This window comes from Fibrobacter sp. (assembly GCA_012523595.1).
In the GTDB taxonomy this organism is placed as follows: domain Bacteria; phylum Fibrobacterota; class Chitinivibrionia; order Chitinivibrionales; family Chitinispirillaceae; genus JAAYIG01.
The window spans coordinates 1-4,089 of record JAAYIG010000077.1; the positions used below are offsets into that span (position 1 = coordinate 1).

Below are 4,089 nucleotides of genomic sequence, written 5' to 3' on the forward strand. Positions count from 1 at the left end.
TACGGTAGGAAAGAGTTGTCGAATCTCCGGACTGCACATCAACCAGCAGTTCAATGAAAGCACCGGTTCTGGTGAAATTGACATACTGGCCTCCTCCGGCATCAGTTGCCGTAGCGGTGCTTGCATCCTGCTGGTAGCCGAACTGCTCAGCCTGAACTGTTCCGGGAATCACTCCGGGATTTGCATACCGGGCCGTAACCGTCGCATTGCTGTTACCCATCACAAGAGTTGTCGAGCGGTTATACGGGTCTTGCGGAGAAAGAGTTGTACTTGACCATCGTAAAAATGCGCCTCCCGTTCCTGTTTCCGGCGCACTGATTGACACGATTTCACCCGGAGAGTAGGTTCCACTGCCGCTGCCGTTTTCTACTGTCAAAGTGTAAGTAACAACCTCAGCATTGGGCCCTATTTTAAATGTCATAGTGTCACCAGCCACACTGATTTCCGCCAGATCGATCCCGGAGGCAACACCATCATGATATACTGCCGCCGGAGTTGTTGAATTGTTGAACCTGGCATTACCGTTCTGACGGAACGGGTCATTCGAGTCTCCACTGTTTTTTCTGTTTTCAAGATCTCTTCTCCCATCAGCCTGCATCAATGCAACAAGGGGAAAACCTTTTCTGGCATAAGTATTCAGCCCGTCAGTGTGAACATGCCATACCAGTAACCCATCACCCGGCAACCCTGAACTTCGGCCACTACGCCTGCGTGCCTCAATGAAATAAAACTCCTTGGTGTTTCTCACGTATGTAAAAGCACTGTGGCTGTTTGCCGCATGGGTATATAGAGTACCTCTTGCTGCACCTGTGATATCGGTTACAGTAATCCATCCTGCACGATTTCTGAAATAAGGATTGGGCTGCTGGGGGTTTGTGGACGGGTTGACAGAGTTCATCACGCACCACCTGCCTACGCCATTGGAATGGTCTTCATAAGAGTAAAGATCAGCCCAGCCCATGAGCATATGGCCGTTCTCATGAACAAACGTGCCCAGTCTCGGGGCGGAACCTAAACTGGCAAGCTGGTATCTGGAAAAACCTATTCCATTTATAGTAACCCCGCCCCGGTATGTCCCTGCGTGAGGCCACAGACCATTGGCCCATCCTGCAGTGGCAGATCCGGCATAGAACACATTTAGAGCAATTACCCGGTTGTTTGAAACTGAAACTCTGCTTAAGTCAAATCCCTGATTTTTCAGTTTGGTAAGTATATTTGTAAGCAGTTCCTGGACATAAGGATAATTTTCGCCTCTGTCATAGTAGGTTTTATTTTTTTCAGCAGTGATAAAAGGGGTAACTATATTGGTGTAGAGCATCAGGCCATTGGAGACATCACGGAAGTAATCGAAAACTGAGCCGTTATTGCTGTTTCCGGAATAGCCCGGTTGATTGCAGAAATTCTCGATTGTCTCTCTGGTGATATTTGATTTCTGATCCGGGAAGTCAATAAGTATTGTAAGTCCTACGACCTCTTTGGGTTCAGCAGGCTCTATTCCATCATCCGGAGGTGCAGGTGAGAAGACTGGTGAATGGGATGAACCAGAACTGATAAGCTCCTCATAACCCAGAACTTCCCTGTTTTTCCGCTGCTTTCTGTGCATCGATTCCCTGTTAATGCGCACCTTTTTTTTCAGAGAAACAGAACGTTTCTCTCCGGTGTACCTGATGCCGCTGGAGACGTATTCGTTTCCATCAGAAGAAAGATCTGCATAGCAGATCCATCCATCCTTATCACGCACAAGTGTGTATCCATCCGGGCTCTCAACATCCTGGTGAAATTCATCACCCCAGACAAGTACCGGCACCAGCGTTCCATCCGGCTGCCTGAGGGAAAACTGTTCTCCCTCGTGCGGTGCAGCACTCACATTTATGACAAAAAACAGGAATGTTGAAACGACCGCTGCACCTCTTATACTTATGCGTTTAAGCAGCCACCACATAGCATCTCCTTTATTTAAACGGAATATACCCTGATTATACCAGAGATTATCTCAGGGCACAAGCTGACTTTGGTTCCTTACAAGTACCATCCTCACCTCAACATCATTCCTGCAAAAGCATGAATTCAATCCCATCAACCCAGTTCTTCCGGATGCCTGTTTTCACAGACATGACGCCTCGCGGTGACATCTGTTCCTTACAAGTACCACTCTCACCTAAACGTCATTCCTGCGAATGGGATCCAGTCTCTTCAGCCCAATCATCTGTGCTGTCTCCATATGAGGAAATAAAGCAAATTGAGAAAAGAACAAACAGAGTGCGGCTGAACTTGTTCTCATATATTCTTTGTATTACTAATCCAGATCAGTAACTAAACGCATTTCACTTATACAGATAATATAAGTGTTTTTTTCCTTTCTGCCGCTACTTTGTTTAGTATAATTTTCTTAATTTTTCCTTTATGACTCCTATTTCCTTATTTATCAATTACTTATATTTAGTATAGTTTATTTTAATAATATTATTTATCCAAACCACAATCTGAAGCGATTTAGTCCTGAAAATTTATCACTATTGAGATACATTTGGTCCCCAGGGGTTACAATTCTGATTTGCGGTCAGCAGGCAGAAAATGTTGAAGAAAAGTTCAACACAATCGCTCCCTAAAACAACAAATAAGTAAATTCCATGTTGCTTTTGTTTATATTGAAAAAGCAGACTGGTTCGTTTTTTTTCAAACAACCCCAAAAAAAAAAGAGAAACACTATGGCGATGAACCGAAGAGATTTTCTCAAAAGAACAGGAGCCGGAACTGCCCTGCTTATAGGCGGGTCAGGACTTATTCACTCCAGGGCTTTTTCGGCAACAGTTTCCAAATCTCAGGAAACCAGCAATGTCTCCTTTGTGGGATCATCACAATCAGGAACACGTAAACAGATGATCCTGGATGTTCTGGAGCCATGGCGGTCTGCTGTCTCATCAGGTATCCAGGGAAAAACGGTTCTCATAAAACCGAATGTCGTTACCGGAAATCAGCTTGCGGCCACTCATGTTGATGCACTTCGCGGGCTTATAGAATTTATCCGCTCCATCTCACAGAGCGTACCTATTATCGTTGGTGAATGCAGTACAACCCCTGATCCAAACTGGTACTTTAATATGGTTGGCTACAACTCATTGCAGCACGAATACAGCGGCGTGACTATAGTCAATTTAAACAACACATCGAATATACCCTCTGTTGACTGCCAGATATGGAACACTGACTTTACCACCACAACAACGATTCCCATCTCCTCGGCATTTGTCGATGATAACTACTACATGATTTCTATCTGCAGACCCAAGACACACAATTGCATGGTGATGACCGGGGTTAATAAGAACATACTGATGGCTGCTCCTCTGACAAACATCAAATCACAGATGCATGGTCAGGTTGGATGGACCTCCGGGAAGGAACAGGATGAAAACAAGTGTCTGGCCTACAATCTATATCAACTTGCAAATGTCATTTATACTAAACATAGACCAGCACTCAATGTCCTCGATGCCTGGGAGGGGATGCAGGGTGATGGCCCGGTATCCGGTACAAGCATAATGCAGTACTGTGCTATCGCCGGAGAAGATCCGCTTGCTGTAGACAGACTCTGTGCCAGACTCATGGGTTTCTCTGATACTCCAACCGAGCCGATGGATAAGAACACACCAAGCTATACCGATATGCGCTATCTTCTGTGGATCTCCAATGCAGGGTTCGGTAACTACGATATCAACAAGATCAACTTTATCCTTGGTTCCCTGGAAGAACTGGATCAGTACAAGCAAAACTATACTCTTTCTCCCAATTATTCGGGTGACCCCTCTTATGAGACAAACTGGACCGGCGGGCCACCACCGCGAGTACTCGACAGCACATCAGTGATAAACTCCCGTTTCCTCGATCCGAAACCGTTTATGGTTCCGCAGATAAGTGGCCCTGTCCGCGGTGACAATGTTACAATCGGTTTTACGCTTCCCGTAGAATATTCTGTGGAAATGGGGATTTACAATTTGAGAGGTATCGAGGTGTGCAATCTTGGTAAACAGTTTCTGTCCGCGGGACGATATTCGATTGTCTGGAACGGACGCGACAACAGCGGTTCCA

General features: G+C 45.6%; 2 protein-coding genes. One reads left to right on the forward strand and one right to left on the reverse strand.

Going from position 1 to position 4,089, the window contains the following annotated elements; genetic code table 11:
- A partial coding sequence (locus tag GX089_04775; GenBank protein NLP01788.1) for a M6 family metalloprotease domain-containing protein occupies nucleotides 1-1,942 on the reverse strand: 1,942 nt, incomplete at its 3' end.
- Between the two features lie 766 nt (nucleotides 1,943-2,708).
- Here GX089_04775 and GX089_04780 point away from each other — a divergent pair.
- Nucleotides 2,709-4,089 (forward strand): DUF362 domain-containing protein (locus GX089_04780; GenBank protein NLP01789.1); only part of this gene is annotated, 1,381 nt, incomplete at its 3' end.